Genomic DNA, 2,094 nt, shown 5'->3' with positions numbered 1-2,094 from the left:
GGGGTGCTGCTCGACGATGCCGTGCGGCGGGTACGGGGGCGGGGGCACCGTCGGGTCTGGCTCGCCGTCGCCACCGGTAACGCACGCGCCCGACGGTTCTACGAGCGCCAGGGGTGGGTCGACGAGGGGCCGTTCGACTACCCGGCGGAAGGGCCCGGCGGGCCGATCCCCGTTCCCTGTCATCGGTACGTCAAGTAGCGCAGCAGCCCCCGGCCGTCCGACCGCTCACACCCCGGCCGCCGCCTGTGCCCGGCTCGCGTAGCGGCCCGACAGGGCGAACGGGAGGACGAAGCCCAGCACTTGGGCCGCTATCAGAGGTACGGCGGCCCCGTGGTCGTATCCGACGATGAGCGCGCACGCGACCGCGGCGGTGGCGAAGCCGGTGGCCCAAATGGTGGTCAGGACCATGTTGACCCGGATGAAGCGCGGGGCGTTCCAGTACTCGCGGGGCACCTGGGCGCGGGCGAAGGGCAGGGTGAAGGGGCGGCGTACGGCGAGGGAGGCCGCCGCCACGGCCGCGAGGGTGGCGTTGGCCAGGGCGGAGATCCAGTGACGCAGGCCCGATGACGGGTCCGAGACCGCGATGACGGCCATCACCACGAAGAACACACAGGTGGCACCGGCCAGCAACTCCACGCTTCTGGCCCGCAGTTGGCCGGCGAGCAGCAGCAGGGCGGCCAGGGCGGCGGCGCACGTGCCGAGCCGCCAGTCGACGGGGCTCAGGGCGGCGTAGCACAGCCACGGCGCGAACCCACGCACATAGTTCACCGACGATCTCCTTCACGCAGTCGAGAGCGATGCGATTCCCGGGGACGGGGACATTATGAGAGTGACAGGTCATTCTTGGAACGTCCAGACCTGACAGGTGAAATTGAAGAGGTTGTTAGGGTGAGACGCATGAGTCTGCGCCACGCCCTCCTCGGGCTCCTCGCCGAGAAGCCGGCCAGCGGGTACGACCTGCTCAAGCGGTTCGAGACCTCGCTGGCGATGGTGTGGCCCGCACAGCAGAGCCAGATCTACGGTGAGCTGGGCAAGCTGAACGACAGCGGCCTGATCGAGGTCACCGGCACGGGCGCGCGCAACCGGCGGGAGTACGGCATCACCGACGCCGGGCGCGCGGAACTGCGCCAGTGGCTCACCGAACCGGGCCTGGACCTGGCGTTCCGCAGCGCGGCGCTGCTGCGCGTCTTCTTCCTGTGGACGCTCACCCGCGAGGAGGGCACCGCCTTCCTGGAGGAGTTCGCCCGTCACAACCGGGAGCGCCTGACCGCGCTGGAGTCCATTCGTGACAACGTCGACTGGGTCGGCGATCCGGCGCAGATCTCCGGCTGGCTCATCCTCGAGTACGGCATCCGGGGCTCCCGCACCGCCGAGGAGTGGGCCCACTGGGCCGCCGAGCGGCTCGCCGAGCACCTGCCGGAGACGTAAGACCTCCCGGTCAGCCTTCGGCCGGCTCGTTCCCGCCGCCGTTCAGGCGCCGGAGCAGCCCCAGCAGTTCGGCCCGCTCCCCCTCCCTCAGCCCCTCGAAGCACTCCGCCAGCACCCGGTCCGCCACCTCGTGCCCGGCCGCGAGCACCCGCTCCCCCTCCGCCGTCAGGTGATGCTCGATACGGCGGCCGCGGCCGGGGCGGCGGTCGACCAGGCCCTGGGACGCCAGGCGCCCCACCAGGCCCCCGAAGGCCTGCTCGGTCTGGAACGTCGCCGCGGCCAGCTCACGCGCCGAGGCACCCGGCGTACGGCTGACCGCGCGCAACGCGTCCCATTGCGCCAGGGTCGTACCGACCGCCGTCAACGCGCTGTCCAGTGAGCGGTGTTGGCGGTACTGGGCCTGCTTGATCGCCCGGCCGAGGAGTTGCAGGTCAGCATCCATGACGCAAGCCTACTCCAGAAACTAAGCTTCCTTAATTAAGGTTCCTTAGTTACACTCGTCGGCATGACCCCAGACACCATGACTTCAGCGACCCTGACCTCGGACACCGCGATACTCACCATCGCCGAAGCGGGCCCGGCCCTCGAAACCGGCGCCCGCCCCGTCCTGATCCTCCACGGCGGTGGAGGCCCCCTGACCGTCGCCCCCATCGCCCGGCACCTGTC

4 protein-coding genes are annotated in these 2,094 nt (G+C 70.5%); 2 read left to right on the top strand and 2 right to left on the bottom strand.

The window, feature by feature from the left end:
• Positions 1–198: GNAT family N-acetyltransferase (locus GRC12_RS43905; protein WP_208786015.1), on the top strand; the 198-nt coding region annotated here is incomplete at its 5' end.
• Positions 199–225: 27 nt separating this feature from the next.
• On the opposite strand, the gene GRC12_RS43900 is transcribed toward GRC12_RS43905, so the two are convergent.
• Positions 226–768 (bottom strand): hypothetical protein, encoded by a 543-nt coding sequence (locus GRC12_RS43900; RefSeq protein ID WP_208786014.1) that lies wholly within the window; start codon positions 766–768, stop codon positions 226–228.
• Positions 769–897: 129 nt separating this feature from the next.
• Between GRC12_RS43900 and GRC12_RS43895 the strand changes: the two genes are divergently transcribed.
• On the top strand, positions 898–1,428 hold the full coding sequence (locus GRC12_RS43895; protein ID WP_208786013.1) for a PadR family transcriptional regulator: 531 nt from the start codon (positions 898–900) through the stop codon (positions 1,426–1,428).
• Between the two features lie 10 nt (positions 1,429–1,438).
• On the opposite strand, the gene GRC12_RS43890 is transcribed toward GRC12_RS43895, so the two are convergent.
• Positions 1,439–1,870, bottom strand: coding sequence for a MarR family winged helix-turn-helix transcriptional regulator (locus GRC12_RS43890; protein WP_208786012.1), 432 nt, complete (start codon positions 1,868–1,870; stop codon positions 1,439–1,441).
• Positions 1,871–2,094 lie beyond the last annotated feature (224 nt).

The organism is Streptomyces griseorubiginosus (assembly GCF_017614965.1).
Lineage (GTDB): Bacteria > Actinomycetota > Actinomycetes > Streptomycetales > Streptomycetaceae > Streptomyces > Streptomyces griseorubiginosus_B.
Note: the sequence above shows the minus strand (reverse complement) of the source record. Positions and strands in the feature narration are given on the sequence as shown.